General features: G+C 68.6%; 15 protein-coding genes, 1 tRNA gene and 1 pseudogene. 7 read left to right on the top strand and 10 right to left on the bottom strand.

What is annotated here, in order from left to right; genetic code table 11:
- Positions 1-414 precede the first annotated feature (414 nt).
- Together ACQ754_RS05895 and ACQ754_RS05890 are read right to left on the bottom strand one after the other, a co-directional pair.
- Positions 415-813 (bottom strand): hypothetical protein, encoded by a 399-nt coding sequence (locus ACQ754_RS05895; RefSeq protein WP_440996078.1) that lies wholly within the window; start codon positions 811-813, stop codon positions 415-417.
- Between the two features lie 77 nt (positions 814-890).
- A pseudogene (locus tag ACQ754_RS05890) lies at positions 891-1,109 on the bottom strand (IS1634 family transposase); the annotation flags it as partial.
- A gap of 117 nt (positions 1,110-1,226) precedes the next feature.
- On the opposite strand from ACQ754_RS05890, the gene ACQ754_RS05885 reads away from it, so the two are divergent.
- The 3 genes from ACQ754_RS05885 to ACQ754_RS05875 are packed head-to-tail and all read left to right on the top strand — an operon-like array spanning position 1,227 to position 2,147.
- Positions 1,227-1,508 carry a hypothetical protein gene (locus ACQ754_RS05885; RefSeq protein ID WP_440996077.1) on the top strand — a complete coding sequence of 94 codons (282 nt, stop codon included), beginning with the start codon at positions 1,227-1,229 and terminating at the stop codon, positions 1,506-1,508.
- 32 nt (positions 1,509-1,540) lie between these two features.
- Positions 1,541-1,807, top strand: a complete 267-nt coding sequence (locus ACQ754_RS05880) for a type II toxin-antitoxin system RelE family toxin (RefSeq protein WP_440996076.1) — start codon at positions 1,541-1,543, stop codon at positions 1,805-1,807.
- Positions 1,791-2,147, top strand: a complete 357-nt coding sequence (locus ACQ754_RS05875) for a helix-turn-helix domain-containing protein (RefSeq protein WP_440996075.1) — start codon at positions 1,791-1,793, stop codon at positions 2,145-2,147. The genes ACQ754_RS05880 and ACQ754_RS05875 overlap by 17 nt, the downstream gene beginning before the upstream one ends.
- Positions 2,148-2,400: 253 nt before the next feature.
- Here ACQ754_RS05875 and ACQ754_RS05870 read toward each other — a convergent pair.
- The 5 genes from ACQ754_RS05870 to ACQ754_RS05850 form a co-directional block, all read right to left on the bottom strand.
- A tRNA-Phe gene (locus tag ACQ754_RS05870) sits at positions 2,401-2,476 on the bottom strand.
- Positions 2,477-2,513: 37 nt separating this feature from the next.
- A complete protein-coding gene (locus ACQ754_RS05865; protein WP_440996074.1) occupies positions 2,514-3,515 on the bottom strand; it encodes an MBL fold metallo-hydrolase in 1,002 nt (333 codons plus the stop codon).
- Positions 3,516-3,524: 9 nt separating this feature from the next.
- Positions 3,525-3,794, bottom strand: coding sequence for an oxidative damage protection protein (locus ACQ754_RS05860; protein ID WP_440996073.1), 270 nt, complete (start codon positions 3,792-3,794; stop codon positions 3,525-3,527).
- The gene (gene mutY / locus ACQ754_RS05855) at positions 3,791-4,834 is read right to left on the bottom strand and encodes an A/G-specific adenine glycosylase (protein WP_440996072.1); all 1,044 of its coding nucleotides are present in this window, start codon (positions 4,832-4,834) and stop codon (positions 3,791-3,793) included. Before mutY ends, ACQ754_RS05860 begins: the two co-directional genes overlap by 4 nt.
- The gene (locus tag ACQ754_RS05850) at positions 4,831-6,990 is read right to left on the bottom strand and encodes an AsmA family protein (protein ID WP_440996071.1); all 2,160 of its coding nucleotides are present in this window, start codon (positions 6,988-6,990) and stop codon (positions 4,831-4,833) included. Before ACQ754_RS05850 ends, mutY begins: the two co-directional genes overlap by 4 nt.
- Positions 6,991-7,167: 177 nt before the next feature.
- Between ACQ754_RS05850 and ACQ754_RS05845 the strand changes: the two genes are divergently transcribed.
- The 3 genes from ACQ754_RS05845 to ACQ754_RS05835 all read left to right on the top strand — a co-directional run bounded on the left by ACQ754_RS05845 (position 7,168) and on the right by ACQ754_RS05835 (position 8,489).
- Positions 7,168-7,674, top strand: coding sequence for a host attachment protein (locus ACQ754_RS05845; RefSeq protein WP_440996070.1), 507 nt, complete (start codon positions 7,168-7,170; stop codon positions 7,672-7,674).
- A gap of 71 nt (positions 7,675-7,745) precedes the next feature.
- On the top strand, positions 7,746-8,045 hold the full coding sequence (locus ACQ754_RS05840; protein WP_440996069.1) for a ferritin family protein: 300 nt from the start codon (positions 7,746-7,748) through the stop codon (positions 8,043-8,045).
- 261 nt (positions 8,046-8,306) lie between these two features.
- Entirely contained in the window at positions 8,307-8,489 is a 183-nt protein-coding gene (locus ACQ754_RS05835; protein WP_440996068.1) for a hypothetical protein, read from the top strand.
- On the opposite strand, the gene ACQ754_RS05830 is transcribed toward ACQ754_RS05835, so the two are convergent.
- The 3 genes from ACQ754_RS05830 to ACQ754_RS05820 are packed head-to-tail and all read right to left on the bottom strand — an operon-like array spanning position 8,476 to position 12,028.
- Positions 8,476-10,047: an aldehyde dehydrogenase (NADP(+)) gene (locus ACQ754_RS05830; protein ID WP_440996067.1), complete on the bottom strand. Its 1,572-nt coding sequence runs from the start codon at positions 10,045-10,047 to the stop codon at positions 8,476-8,478. The two genes, ACQ754_RS05835 and ACQ754_RS05830, sit on opposite strands and share 14 nt — an antisense overlap.
- A gap of 19 nt (positions 10,048-10,066) precedes the next feature.
- Positions 10,067-11,068 (bottom strand): 4-hydroxyproline epimerase, encoded by a 1,002-nt coding sequence (locus ACQ754_RS05825; protein ID WP_440996066.1) that lies wholly within the window; start codon positions 11,066-11,068, stop codon positions 10,067-10,069.
- A gap of 57 nt (positions 11,069-11,125) precedes the next feature.
- A complete protein-coding gene (locus tag ACQ754_RS05820; protein ID WP_440996065.1) occupies positions 11,126-12,028 on the bottom strand; it encodes a dihydrodipicolinate synthase family protein in 903 nt (300 codons plus the stop codon).
- A 158-nt stretch (positions 12,029-12,186) separates the two neighbouring features.
- On the opposite strand from ACQ754_RS05820, the gene ACQ754_RS05815 reads away from it, so the two are divergent.
- Positions 12,187-12,885: a GntR family transcriptional regulator gene (locus tag ACQ754_RS05815; protein ID WP_440996064.1), complete on the top strand. Its 699-nt coding sequence runs from the start codon at positions 12,187-12,189 to the stop codon at positions 12,883-12,885.

Here is a 12,885-nt window from a genome sequence, read left to right as displayed (position 1 = left end):
AGAGCCTGGTCCGCCGACACCCTAGAATGCCTCGTCCTGGCCGGCTTGCTTCAGTATCCCGGTAGCGGCGTGGCGCGATGGAGTCACTCTGCTCTGGTGGACGGTTTCAGGCTTTCGCGGGAATCTCCGGGTTGGTGAGCATCCTCTCGATCGTTGACGATCCCGACGGCGAGATACTGGGACCCGGCACAGGTCGGAATAGCGGTGATATCAGCGACATGCACCTCATCGCGGCGCTCGGCGGCGAACTCCCGCTCCAGCACATCCGCTATTGGGCGCCGGAAGGCTGCGGGGTATGGGGGGGTCGGGATACTGGCATCGTGGACTCCAATTGCTTCACAAAGCTCGGACGTCCAACGAAGCCGATCAACTCCAGGACCCGAGAGAGGCAGATCGGTCCTGGACGGCTTGCTGTCATCGCGCCCCACCCCGGCGGGCATTGGCTTTCCGGCGCCACAGCCATGCAGGAATCCACGGAACCAGGCTGCCGATCACCCAGATGCGGAGAAACAGCTCCCAGCCGGGGTGATTATGGGTCTGCCCGAGTATGCCGGGCGAGATCAGGTTGACGGTAAAAATCGCGGCTGGCGGCGCGAGCGCGATCCATAGGCCCAGGACGAGGAGGAAGTCGCGGAGGCGCGGGAGTATTTGCCGAAGCGCGATGGCGGCGAGCGGCAGCCCCGGTGCGGCAGCGATCAGGCCGAGGAGCCAGATCGATCCGAAACCGATGGCCGGTTCGAAGGCACGGGCCGTTGCCGGAGTGAACAGGCAGCAGCTCACAAGGGTTTTCATGTGAGGCAATTTAGTTTGCATGGATCTTCCCCCCAAAGCTCATCAGCCGCGCGCATAAGTTATTGAGGTCCGGGCGGTCGAGTTGCGAGTTGGCACAACTACAGGGTATCGCGTCGCGGCGATGCCACCTCCAGGCTCTTGAGTAAATCACGCTGGGCGGCATCCATGGAGATCCCCTGGATGCCCTCCCCATCGAGGGTGAGCCGGTGCAGCTTCATGGTCTCCGGGGTCTCCGGCAACCGTTCGACGCTGTTCACCCTCGGTGGGTGATGGGTCTTCAACCGCACGCACAGTACCCGGTAGACCACCAGCGCCACCACCTACGCTACGTTGGGGCCTCGCGCAGAACGCGCCATTGCGCCCTCCGGTGACCGCCCTGGGGCGCCCTCACGAGCCTGGCGCTCTCCCGCGCCGCGAGCCGCTATGCGGACGCCTTGGAGAACCGGAACGCGGAGACCTGGGGGCGCTGGGCGCCTCATGATCTGCGCCGCACAGCCAGCACGGGGCTGGCCGCCATGGGCATCGATGAGGTCTTCGCCGAGGTGACGATCGGACATACCCGCAAGGGCATCGCCGCCGTCTATGACCTGCACCGCTACGACCGGGAGAAGCGCACCGCCCTGGAGGCGTGGGAGCGGCGGTTGTTAGGGATCGTCGAGGGCAAGCCTGTCGATGACAACGTAGTCGCCTTCAGCAGCCCGAGCGGCATGGCGTGATTCGTCGCAATCAGCTACTCTAATAAAGACTAATGACTTATCGCATCGAATGGACTCGACGAGCCACGAAGGACGCTGCCCACCTCGATGCAGCGGATCGGCGCCGAGTGGTCACAGCGGTCGGTACTCTGGCCGATTGGCCGGCGTGCCGGGGAACCGTGGACGTAAAGGCCCTGAAAGGTCATACGCACCAATATCGGCTGCGCGTAGGGCGTTACCGGGTGCTGTTCGACGTGGAGGACAGCTTGGAAGTGGTCTCGGTGGAGCGAGTGAGGAAACGGGATGAGCGCACATATTGATTACCGCATCGACGAGCGCGAAGGGCACCGTTTCGCTGTGGTCCCGCTGGAGCAGTTCACCGCCCTGGTGGAGCGGGCCGGCGAGACGGATGCCCTGACGATCCCCCATGAGGTGGTCAGCCGCCACCTTCTCGATGGGGTGTCGCTTCCCCGCGCCTGGCGTGAATACCTCGGACTCACGCAGATGGAGGTGGCGGAGCGCATGGGCGTCACACAGGGGCGTGTAGCGCAATGGGAGGCCGCGGATGCCTCGCTGCGGCATTCGTCGCTGAAGCGTATTGCCGAAGCGCTCGGGCTGCATGTCGGGCAGCTTTCGCTTTCCGATGAGGATGACGGCTGAGGCGGAGAGAGGCGGGGGATGCGTACTCGCTAGCGGGGTCGTAGCTGTAGTGGGCGCACCAATCAGTGACGTTCGTTGGCCTCACCCCAGGGTCAATGGGCTCGTGGCCACGGGCGGGCTTCGTGGCTCGGCTGAGGATGTGGGAGATGGTTTCGACAGACATAGTGCCTTCCTCCTATGGCGAAAACGGAGGAAGGTCTGTGACTTGTCGGGAATCGGCAGTCACGCCGGGTCGCGCAACGACCTGATTTTATGGTGGCCAGGGAGAGAATCGAACTCCCGACACGGGGATTTTCAATCCCCTGCTCTACCGACTGAGCTACCTGGCCTCGAGGCTCGGTATTCAACCGAATTCCCGGTCCCGGGTCAAGGGGCGGCGAACTCCAGCACCCCGTCGCGGCACCGGCGCTCCAGCACGTCCGCGTGCCAGAGATGGTTGAGATGGGCGATGGCCTCGCCCATGGCGAAGAACAGGCTGTGGGCATCGAGCTCGCGGTCGAACAACAGCGGCAGCGCACTCGCCGCGTTCAACGGCTGGCTCCGGGCCGCGTCGCCAAGGTGCTCCAGATGCTCGGCGTGATGAGCGCGCAGCTGCGCAGTTCGCCGATGCAGTCCGCGGAATGGTCGACCGTGGGAGGGCAGCACAAGCGTTTCGGCGGGGAGCCCGTCGAGCCGGTCCAGTGCCGCGAGGAACTCCGCCAGGGGATCGGCGTCCGGCGTGTGGGGCGGCACGCTCACGTTGCTGGAGATACGCGGCAGCAGCTGATCGCCGGAGATCAGCACCGCATCGCGTTCACGGAACAGGCACGCGTGCTCGGGGGCATGGCCGCGGCCGATGATCACCCGCCATTCCCCGCCGGCCAGCGCCAACCGCTCGCCCTCGCCGGGGAAGCGCGCCACTTCCGGGATGCCGTCCACCAGCGGGCGATAGGTGTTGCCACGCCGTTGCAGACGCTGTGCCCGCTCCTCATCGAGGCCATGGAGACGGAAGAATCCAGCGATACCGGCCCCGGCGGTCTCGTCATCCAGCCCCATGAGCCGGTCCGCTGCCGCGAACTCGTGGCGGGTCATCCATACCGGGGCGCCGGAACGCGACTGCAGCCAGCGCGCCAGCCCGAGGTGGTCGGGATGGAAATGGGTGACCAGGATCTGCGTCGGCGCCCACCGCGGCAGCAGCGCCTCCCAGTGACTGCGGCAGCGGTCGCTGGCGACGCCAGTATCCACCAAGACCCGCTCGCCGGCGCCCTCGAGCAGCCACAGGTTGATATGGTCCAAGGCGAAGGGCAGGGGCATGCGCAGCCAGCGCACGCCGGCGGCCACCTCCGTCGGTTCCCCGTGGGCCGGCCGCGGGAAAGGATAGTCGAGCATGGACGGCTGTCAGGCGTCCGGCTGATAGTCCGGCGGCGGCGCCGAGCCCTCGCCGAAGAAGAATTTCTCCATCTCCTTCTCCAGGAACTCCCGGGCCTTCGGATCCATGGGCGAAAGTCGATACTCGTTGATCAGCATGGTCTGGTGCTGCAACCACATCTGCCAGGCCTCCTTGGAGACCTGCTCGTAGATGCGTTTGCCGAGCTCGCCGGGGTAGGGCTGCCGGTTCAGGCCCTCGGCCTCGCGGCCGAGCTTGACGCAGTGCACGGTGCGGCTCATGGCTCCTCCAGGGCGCTGAGAAGGCGACTGACCGGGGCGGGCAGGCCCCGCCGGTCACCGGTGCCGGGGTTATACCAGACCCCATCCTCTTCATCCATGACAGCGGCGTCGCCGGCGGGTCGCAGGTAGGCCGGCCACACCTCGAGGGTGAAGTGGGTGAACGTGTGGCGAAAGCTCGGACCCTCCCCGACCGGCTCGGCCTCCAGCCCGAAACGCCGTTGCAGCTCCGCCGCCGGGTCGCCATCGATGGGGCACTCCGGTGGCGCCCACAACCCACCCCATACCCCCGCCGGCGGCCGGCGCTCCAGCAGCACGCGGGGGCCGTCGCGGACGATGATCATGCGGGTCCGACGCAGCGGCTTCTCCCGGGCTGGGCGCCGCCCGGGGTAGACCTCCGGGCAGCCCTGGGCCCGCGCGTGGCAGCCGTCGGCGATGGGGCAGGCGGCGCACAGGGGCCGCCGACGCAAGCATACCATCGCGCCCAAATCCATCATCCCCTGGTTGAACGCCGCGGGCCGCTCACGGGGGGTATGGGCCTCGGCGTGGGCCCAGAGCTCGCGGGCCACGGGGCTGCGGCCCGGCCAGCCATCGACGCCGTGATAACGAGCGAGGACGCGCTTGACGTTGCCGTCGAGGATGGGGTGGCGCTCTCCACGACCCAGGGAGAGGATGGCGCCGGCCGTGGAGCGGCCGATGCCCGGCAAGGCCTCTACCGCCTCTACAGTTGCCGGGAACTCGCCGCCGTGATGGTCCACCAGCACCTGGGCGGCCCGGTGGAGGTTGCGCCCGCGGGCGTAGTAGCCGAGCCCGGACCAGAGGTGGAGCACCTCGTCCACATCGGCGGCGGCCAGGGCCCGGACATCCGGGAATCGCTCCATGAAGCGCCGGAAATAGGGGATCACCGTGGCCACCCGGGTCTGCTGGAGCATCACCTCCGAGACCCAGACCCGATAGGGGGTGGCCGGCCGCTGCCACGGCAAGTCGTGGCGGCCGTGGGCGTCATGCCAGTCGATGACCCGGCGGGCGAGCTCGTCCATCATTCGCCGAGGAGGTTCCTGAGCCGGTCGCCCGTCTCTTCCTCGAGCTTCTCGCCGACCTTCTCCTCGACCTTCTCCCGGGCCTCCTGCTGCTTCTCCTCCACCTCTTCGCGTACCCGCTCCTCGGCCACGCCGCGTAGCGCCTCGCCCACGGCAAGGCTGATGTCGGGATCGGTTAGCGAGCCGGTGAAACGCAGCGGCACCGGCACCCGGCGCAGGGCCTGCAGTTCCTCGCCGCCCTGGCCCGAGAGGGTGTCCACCACGTTCACTGTCAGGGCGTAGTCCACCATCTGCTCAATGAGGTTGACGGTGCCCTCGCCGGTGATGCGCAGCAGCGGGGTCTTGGCCTCGAAATCCAGATTGCGGGCGATGCCACCATCCAGGTCGATGGTGCCGGTGAGGCTGGAGAAGTCCGTGCGCCGCGCCTCCGCGGCGGCCTCCAGCGACCCCCCGCGCAGCCGAGCCACCCCTTCCCGGAGCATGCGGGCGATGTTAATGCCCTTCACCGCCCCATCCAGGAACTCAAACCGGGCCTCCCCGCTCAGGGCCTCCAGCAGGGCGTCCGTGGTCCGGCCGGTGGTGCTCGCCTGCAGCGACAGGCTCGCCGTGCCGAGGAGCTTCTCGAAACCCATGAGGTCGGTGAGCATCGGCTCGGCGCTGATCCCCTCGAGGCGCTCGTCCACTCGAATGCGGGCCTCGTCGCCGGTGGCGTCCACCCGGACGTCTCCCTGGTAGCGTCCACCATACAGCGACGCATTGAGGGGATGGACCCGGAGCTCGCCGTCGGCGGCACGAACCACCAGCTCCACCTCCCGGGCCCGGACCCCGTAGGCCTTGAGCTCGGCGACGGTGATCCGCCCATCGAGGTTGAGCGCCCGCAGGGTCTCCACCGGCAACTCCGCGGCCCCCGCGGCCGCTGCCCCGCCGGGGGTCCCCGCGGCATCCTCCTCCGCCTCCGGCGGCAGGTAGCGATCCAGATCCAGGGTGTCGGCACCGAGCTCGAAGGCGAACGCCGGTGTCGCGAAGTCGCTCACCGAGGCCTGGCCGGTCAGCTCGGTGTCATCCACGGTGAGCGACAGGGGCTCGATGCGCAGCACACCCTCGCGCAGCCGCAGCTCCGCGCTGCCCTCCAGCCGCTGCAGGACCTCGGGGTCGCGGGTCTCCGGGGGCTCGATGGCGAGCTCGGCAAGCACCTCCCGCGGACTCACTCGGGGCAGCTCCAGGGAGGCGGCCACCACCAGGCCTTCCGCGTTGGTACGCGCCTCCGCCTCGCCGAGCACCCGTGCGCCGGCGGCCTCCACTGTCAAGTCGGGGACGCGGTACACACCATCGGTGAGCTCCGCCACCGCCTCGAAGGCGGCGTCCAGGCGCTGCTCGCCAGCAGGGATGTCCGCTCCGCTCGCAGTAACCGTAAGCTCCATCCCTTCGGCCCGCGCCGTGCGCAGGGCCGCGTCGATGCTCAGGCGTCCGCTGAGACTCCCGTCCACCGTCGGGCCATCGGCCACGCGGGCCTGCCACTGCGCCTCCACCGGCACGGGGGCCCCGAAACGCACATCCGTGAGGCTGAGCGTCAGGGGCTGCACGTCCAACGCCGTGCCCGCCGCCTCGTCGCGGTAGCTCACATGGGCATCACGGATCTCGAGCCCGTCGAGTCGGGCCTCCCGGACAATAGCTGGCAGCGGCGAGCTGGAATCGCCGCCCTGCACCGGTACCAGCGTGGCGGGACGAACGGGCGAGCCGGGGCGGCGGGTTCCTGCCACGGGGAACTGCTCCCAGTTGGCCCGTCCGTCCGCACCCCGCACCAGCCGGATCCGTGGCGCCTCCAGGGTGATGGTATCCAGGGCCAGCTCACCGGAGAGCAGGGGCCGCACCGCCACCCCGAGGGTCATTCGGGAAACGGAGACGAAGGGCTCCTCGCCGAAGCCGGGGGCGTCGGCCAGCGACACCTCCTCCGCCGCCACCCCCAACCGGGGGAAGAAGCTCAGGCTGAGATCGCCGGCGATGGTCACGGGGCGCCCGGTATGGCGCTCCACCACGGCGGCGATATCGTCGCGGTAGTCGTTCGGGTCCACCAGCGTGATCACCGCCGCCACCGCAGCGGCCACCAGCACCACCAGGCCCACCACGACGATGAGCAGCCATTTCAATACCTTGGCCATGGGCACTCACTCCCTGCCGTTGTTGTTCGCCAGCGACCCCATTGTAAGCACCACCGCGGGTTCCGTCGCTTTGCGACGGGCGATGAGCACCTATACTCGGGACAGGGGTTGATGATGGCCAAACCAACCCGATCTCTGAGTGTGGACGCCAAAGCCAGGAGCAAACAGGAGAACACCATGGCTCGAACCTGCGTTGTCGCTACCGAGGGCGCCCGGGCCCGTTTCTTCACCCTAGAGCACGCGGAGGTGCCCGAGCTCGAGGGTGGGCCCGACCTCGTCGAACACCCCTCCCTGACCAATCCGCGCCACCGCGCCCACGACGAGCACGTCTACTCCGAGGTCCACAGCGGCCGCAACCGCAATGCCTCCGGTCAGGGCCAGACCTACGACGAGCACCGCGACAATCATGACGCCGAGCTCGAGCACCGTTTCGCCAAGGACATCGCCGAGGAGCTGAACAATCTGCTGAACGGCTCCGGCGCCGAGCGGGTGGTCCTGTGCGCCGAGAAGCGCATGCTCGGTTACCTCCGTCAGGCCATCAACGGCAAGCTCAGCGGGGAGGTTCGGATCATCGAGGTCCCCAAGGATCTCACCAAGCTCTCGGCGCACAACCTGCACAGCAAGCTCGCCGATGACGGCCACCTGCCGGCACGGCGCAGCGGCGGCAGCCAGCGCTCGGGCTGAGTGGCCGCGGCAGGGCGATCGTACTAGCATGATCTCGACCGAAGACACACAGCTGCAGTGAGAGGACGCCCATGGCAGGGGGAAGCGACGGCTATCACGAGCCGCTTAACGAACTGAGCGAGGAAACCCGACTCCACCACCAGGCGGTGGTGTCCCTGCAGGAGGAGCTCGAAGCGGTGGATTGGTACCGCCAGCGGGCCGACGCCTGCAAAGACGAGGCCCTGCGCGAGATCCTACTGCACAACATGCGCGAGGAGCTCGAGCACGCCTGCATGTGCCTGGAATGGCTGCGTCGCAACTACCCCGACTTCGACAGCCATCTCCGGGAATACCTGTTCACCGACGGCCCCATCGTCGCCCACGACCACTGAGTCGAGGGAAAGCCCTGGGCCTGTCGTCGGCCCCTGGGCGCGACGGCGGGTCCTTCGATGATCCCGCCCGTGCCGCCGCGCCGGCGGCACGTCCTCTCCAGGATTACAGGGGGTTTACGTCCCGGCCTATTCGGCGCACACTCCGACGCCTTGGTGCACTGCGGCATGAATTCCATGCCCCGCAGTATCGGGCCCCGGCCTAGCCGGCCGTGGGCGAGCGGCAATCAGCAGGCAGACGAGCATCTGTGGCAGGAGGTAGCCATGCAGGCATCCCGGAACGACGGCTGCCGTGTGGAATACCGCGGTAAGGAAATCGTCATCCGCGGCCCCACGGGCAAGGCCCGCCGCGAGGCGGACCGTATCATCAAGCGCTTCGCCTGCAGCGCCACCCCCTATCGGCTGGCCCAGGCCGGCGAGGACGAGGTCGTCCTCAGGCCTGAATGACCCCATCCACGAGCCGGCGCAGGCCGAGGGGATTACCCTCGCGCAGCGGCTTCGGCAGGGCGGCATCCGGGAAGTCCTGATAACACACCGGGCGCAGGAAGCGCTCGATGGCCCGCGTGCCAACCGAGGTGGTACGGCTGTCGGTAGTGGCCGGGTACGGACCGCCGTGGACCATGGCATGGCCCACCTCCACGCCGGTCGGGAAGCCGTTGACCAGCAGCCGCCCCGCCCGGGATTCCAGTGCGGCCAGAAGCTCCGGGTGCTCCACGAGCTCCGCCTCGGTGGCATGCAGGGTGGCGGTGAGCTGGCCGGCGAGATGCCGCGCCGCCGCCACCGCGCCGGCTCCGTCGGGTAGCGTGACGATCAGCGAGGCCGGCCCGAAAACCTCCTCGGCGAGCTGCGGGTTGGCACGGTAGGTCTCCCAGTCGGTGCGATACAAGCGCACCGTCGCCCGTCCGTCGGCGCGCTCCCCGGTGGCCACCCGCTCGACGCCCGGCACCGACTCCAACCGCTCGACCCCCGCCTCGTAGGCGCTCAGGATGCCGCCATGGAGCATCACCCCCGGTGCGGCCGCGGCCACTTCCGCGGCGGCAGCCGTTACGAAGCGCTCCAGCCCGTCGCCGGCGACGCCGAACACCAGCCCCGGGTTGGTGCAGAACTGCCCGCAACCGAGACCCACTGAGCCCGCATAACCGCCGGCGATCGCCTCGGCCCGCTCCGACAGGGCGCCGGGCAGCACGAACATCGGATTGACGCTGCCCATCTCGGCGTAGACCGGGATGGGCTCGTCGCGCCCCGCGGCCAGCCGGGCGAGGGCGGTGCCGCCGGCCAGGGAGCCGGTGAAGCCCACCGCCCGGATCTCCGGGTGGCGCACCAGCGCCCCGCCGAGCTCATGGGCAGCGCCATGGAGCAAGGAGAACACCCCTTCCGGCACGCCGCAGCGGTCGATGGCCCGTAGCACCGCATCCGCGGTGATGGCGGCGGTACCGGGGTGGCCCGGGTGGCCCTTGACCACCACCGGGCAGCCCGCGGCCCAGGCCGAGGCGGTGTCCCCGCCGGTGGTGGAGAAGGCGAGCGGGAAATTGCTCGCGCCGAATACCGCCACCGGCCCCAGGGGCACACGATAGGAACGCACGTCCGGCTTGGGCGCCGGTTTGCGCTCCGGATCACCCTTGTCGATGCGCACGTCCAGGAAGTCCCCCGCCCGCACCACGCCCGCGAACAGGCGCAGCTGCCCGGTGGTGCGGGCCAGCTCGCCGCGGATCCGGGCGTCGGGCAAACCGGTCTCCCGTGGGGTCCGCTCGACGAAGGCCTCCACCGACGCATCCAGCTCCTCGGCCACCGCCTCTAGGAAGCCCGCCCGATCCTCCAGGTTCATCGCCCGCCAGACTGGTGCCGCAGCGGCCGCCTCCCGACAGGCGCGGTCCACCTCGGCGGCGGTGGCCTCGCGGAAGACGGGATCGAGGGCCTCGCCAGTGGCGGCGTCCGTGGCCTGCAGGGGTTCGCTGCCCGCGGCGCTGCGCGCGCCGGCAATCACGTGCTCGGGATGGATCTGCATTACTGCCTCCTGATCGGGACTACTTCACCGTGAAGCCACAGGCGAAGGGGTCCCGGTCGTCGATGAAAAGGGTGTTGTAGCCGGTGATCCGCGCCCAGCCGGCGACGCTCGGCATGATCGCCTCGTGCCCACCGACCCGCGCGCTGGATTCGATGCGCCCTTCGAAGAGGCTGCCGATGATGCTCTCGTGGATAAAGCGGTCCCCCACCGACAGCTGCCCCCGGGCATGGAGCTGGGCCATGCGCGCGGAGGTGCCGGTGCCGCAGGGCGAGCGGTCAATCGCGCGCTCGCCGTAGAACACGGCGTTGCGGGCATCGGCACCGGGCTCCCGGGCAGGGCCGGTCCACATCACATGGCTGACGCCGCGGATGGTGGGGTTGTCCGGGTGCACCGGCTCGACGAGGGCATTGAGCCGCTCGCGCACCAGCGGCGACAGGCGCAGGATCTCGTCGACGCTGAGCGCGTCCAGCCCCTCGAAGCCCGGTTGCGGGTCGAAGATCGCGTAATAGTTGCCGCCGTAGGCGATGTCACAGGTGAGCTCGCCGTGGCCCGGGACGTCGACGGTTACGTCAGCGGCGGCCAGGTAGGCGGCCACGTTGAACAACCGCACCCGCTCCACGTACCGGTCGTCGCCCTCGTACTCCACCCCCACGAAGCCCGCCGGCGTCTCGAGCTTCAGCCGCCCGGGCTCGGAAGGGGTGACGAAGCCCTCCTCCAGGGCCACGGTCACCGTGCCGATGGTGCCGTGCCCGCACATGGGCAGGCACCCGGAGGTCTCGATGAACAGCACGCCCAGATCGCAATCGTCGCGCAGCGGCCGATAGAGGATCGAGCCGGACATCATGTCGTGGCCCCGCGGCTCGAACATGAGCCCCTGGCGGATCCAGTCGTACTCGCGGAGGAAATGCTGGCGGTACTCCGACAGCGAGGCGCCGGCCAGCGGCGGGGCGCCGCCGGCCACCACCCGTACCGGATTACCGCAGGTGTGCGCGTCCACGCACATGAATGTGTGTCGGGCCATGACGGGATCCCTCGGGTCGCCCCGGTGCGTGCCTGTGAGTGTAACGCCGCCGCGGGCTCAGTCGATGGACGGACGGGTGGCGAGCAGCCGCTCGATGGTATCGATGACGTAGCGCCGCTGCTCGCCTTCCAGGGCCAGCCGCGGCGCCCGGGTGGTCTCGCTGCCGCGCCCCGCCACCTGCTCGGAGAGCTTGATCATCTGCACCAGCTTCGGATGGACGTCCATGTGCAGCGCCGGCATCATCCAGCGGTAGATCTCGCGGGCCTTCTCGATGCGGCCAGCCCGGAAGTGATCATAGATGGCCACACTCTCCGCGGGGAAGACGTTGGCGAAGCCCGAGACCCAGCCCTCGCAGCCGAGGATCATGCACTCCAGCGCCACGTCGTCGACGCCGGACATCAGCGCGAGGGCATCCGGGTCGATGTTGATGATATCCGTGATCCGGCGCGGATCCTCCGAGGACTCCTTCACCGAAACCACGTTGGTGGTGCCGCGGGCCAGCTCCACCAGCGCCTCGGGCTTGATGTCGATACCGTAGACGCCCGGGTTGTTGTAGATCTGCACCGGCAGGCCCACCGCCTCGGCAGTGGTGCGGATGTGCGCCACCACCTCGCGCTGGTCCGCCTTGTAGACCATGGCCGGCAGCACCATCAGGCCATCGGCGCCGAGCTTCTCCACGTCCCGGGCGTAGGCCACCGCGAGGTCGGTGGTGTATTCCGCGACGCCGGAGATCACCGGCACCCGCCCGTCGACCACCTCCAGCGTGGAGGCGATCACACGCCGCTTCTCCTCGGCGGTGAGTGAGGTGTTCTCGCCCACGCTGCCCAGCATGACGAGGCCATGAACCCCATCATCGATCATCTGCACCACCATCCGCTGATTGGCGTCCAGGTCCAGGGAACCGTCCCCCGTCATCTGCGTGGTGGCCGCAGGATAGATGCCGCGCCAGTCGACCTTCATGGGATGCTCTCCTCCGTTGGATAATGACGGGCATTGCCCACCCGCCGAGTCACGTATATTGTATAAAATATATAAGCGCTACCCTGGCGGTCAATCCGCGACGGTACGCGATAGCATAGGCAGTCTCCTGCGCTGGAACCGAGGGGAGAACAGGGACGATGAGAGGCCACTCGTCCAACGGCCGCCTGCCACGCCAGACCATGTCGGCGGCGCTTACCGACGAGCTGCGGGAGCGCATACTCAACCTCGATATCCCCGAGGGCGAGCAGCTCCGCCAGGACACCCTGGCCGCGGAGTTCGGCGTCAGCCGCATCCCCGTGCGCGAGGCACTGCTACAGCTCGAGGGCGAGGGCCTGGTGACGCTGTCCGCCCACAAGGGCTACACGGTCACCAAGCTCTCCCTGGACGAGATCCGCGAGCTCTTCGACCTGCGCGCGCTCATCGAGGTGGACCTGCTCCAGCGCGCCATTCCGCGGCTGGAGGAGCGTCACATCGCCCGGGCGCGGGAAGTCCTCGCCACCTTCGACGAGATGCTCGAGCGCGGGACCCAGGAACGGGATTGGGGCCAGCTCAACTGGGAGCTCCACGCCGTGCTCTACGAGCCGGCAAACCGGCCCCGGGCGCTGGCCATCGTGCGCAACCTCCACCGCAACGCCGACCGCTACCTGCGCCTGCAGCTCAAGCTCACCCGGCAGACCAACGAGCGGGCGCGTGCCGAGCACAATCGGCTCGTGGAGCTGTGCGCCGCCCACGACGTGGTCGAGGCCAGTCGGCTGCTCAACGAACACATCCTCGCCGCCCGTGACGACCTGCTCGCCTTCCTTGCCGAACGCCGCGGCGGCCACAGCCAGGAGTAA

Source organism: Arhodomonas sp. SL1 (genome assembly GCF_052060015.1).
Classification (GTDB): Bacteria; Pseudomonadota; Gammaproteobacteria; order Nitrococcales; family Nitrococcaceae; genus Arhodomonas.
The sequence above is the reverse complement of the archived record's forward strand: the minus strand, read 5'-3'. Positions and strand labels throughout refer to the sequence as shown.

Excerpts from the sequence above, each read along its gene's own strand:
- ACQ754_RS05875 (WP_440996075.1), top strand. The coding sequence starts at position 1,791 with ATGAGCGCACATATTGATTACCGCATCGACGAGCGCGAAGGGCACCGT.
- ACQ754_RS05895 (WP_440996078.1), bottom strand. The coding sequence starts at position 813 with ATGCAAACTAAATTGCCTCACATGAAAACCCTTGTGAGCTGCTGCCTG.
- ACQ754_RS05820 (WP_440996065.1), bottom strand. The coding sequence starts at position 12,028 with ATGAAGGTCGACTGGCGCGGCATCTATCCTGCGGCCACCACGCAGATG.
- ACQ754_RS05840 (WP_440996069.1), top strand. The coding sequence starts at position 7,746 with ATGGCAGGGGGAAGCGACGGCTATCACGAGCCGCTTAACGAACTGAGC.
- mutY (WP_440996072.1), bottom strand. The coding sequence starts at position 4,834 with ATGATGGACGAGCTCGCCCGCCGGGTCATCGACTGGCATGACGCCCAC.
- ACQ754_RS05835 (WP_440996068.1), top strand. The coding sequence starts at position 8,307 with ATGCAGGCATCCCGGAACGACGGCTGCCGTGTGGAATACCGCGGTAAG.
- ACQ754_RS05865 (WP_440996074.1), bottom strand. The coding sequence starts at position 3,515 with ATGCTCGACTATCCTTTCCCGCGGCCGGCCCACGGGGAACCGACGGAG.
- ACQ754_RS05830 (WP_440996067.1), bottom strand. The coding sequence starts at position 10,047 with ATGCAGATCCATCCCGAGCACGTGATTGCCGGCGCGCGCAGCGCCGCG.
- ACQ754_RS05850 (WP_440996071.1), bottom strand. The coding sequence starts at position 6,990 with ATGGCCAAGGTATTGAAATGGCTGCTCATCGTCGTGGTGGGCCTGGTG.
- ACQ754_RS05880 (WP_440996076.1), top strand. The coding sequence starts at position 1,541 with ATGACTTATCGCATCGAATGGACTCGACGAGCCACGAAGGACGCTGCC.
- ACQ754_RS05815 (WP_440996064.1), top strand. The coding sequence starts at position 12,187 with ATGAGAGGCCACTCGTCCAACGGCCGCCTGCCACGCCAGACCATGTCG.
- ACQ754_RS05825 (WP_440996066.1), bottom strand. The coding sequence starts at position 11,068 with ATGGCCCGACACACATTCATGTGCGTGGACGCGCACACCTGCGGTAAT.
- ACQ754_RS05845 (WP_440996070.1), top strand. The coding sequence starts at position 7,168 with ATGGCTCGAACCTGCGTTGTCGCTACCGAGGGCGCCCGGGCCCGTTTC.
- ACQ754_RS05860 (WP_440996073.1), bottom strand. The coding sequence starts at position 3,794 with ATGAGCCGCACCGTGCACTGCGTCAAGCTCGGCCGCGAGGCCGAGGGC.